Below are 740 nucleotides of genomic sequence, written 5' to 3'. Positions count from 1 at the left end.
CGAGCCTTCCCGGCCCTATTCGATCGCGGAGTCGGGACCACTCTCATCGCTGCAGACGGTCGGGAATATCTCGACTTTTTCGCCGGTGCGGGCGCGTTGAACTATGGGCACAACAACCCCGTAATCAAGAAGGCGCTGTTGGATTATATCGAGCGCGACGGAATCGTCCATGGCCTGGACCTTGCCACAACAGCCAAGAAAGCCTTTATCGAAGCTTTCGAGCAGTACATTCTGAAACCACGTGGTCTGTCTTATAAATTACAGTTTCCCGGCCCCACAGGTACGAACGCAGTCGAGGCGGTTCTAAAGCTCGCTCGCCAGGTGACCGGCAGGTCGAACATCGTCTCGTTTACGAACTCGTTTCATGGGGAAAGCGCTGGAGCATTGGCGGCGACCGGAAACAAGGAGCACCGGGCCGCTGCCGGCTTTCCCCTCGCCCATGTGACGTCGTTGCCATACGAAGGCTATCTGGGGGCGTCAGTTGACACGATCGATTACTTCGAAAAGCTTCTCAATGACCCAAACAGTGGTCTCGACAAACCTGCCGCGGTGATCCTGGAAGGGATCCAAGGCGAAGGCGGCATCAATGCTGCGAGCGTTACCTGGCTGAAACGGCTGCGCGAGCTAACCTCGCAGCACGGAATCTTGATGATACTGGATGACATCCAGGCAGGAGTCGGTCGCGCAGGCAGTTTCTTCAGTTTCGAAGCAGCTGCAATTGTGCCGGACATCGTTACCCT

The 740-nt window shown here is 56.5% G+C and carries 1 protein-coding gene; it reads left to right on the top strand.

The features are described 5' to 3' along the window. Window positions 1–45 precede the first annotated feature (45 nt). The coding region (locus AC0L2A_RS36270) for an aminotransferase class III-fold pyridoxal phosphate-dependent enzyme (protein ID WP_473612984.1) at window positions 46–740 on the top strand (695 nt) is incomplete at its 3' end.

This window comes from Mesorhizobium sp. WSM4844, from assembly GCF_055811775.1.
Note: the sequence above shows the minus strand (reverse complement) of the source record. Positions and strands in the feature narration are given on the sequence as shown.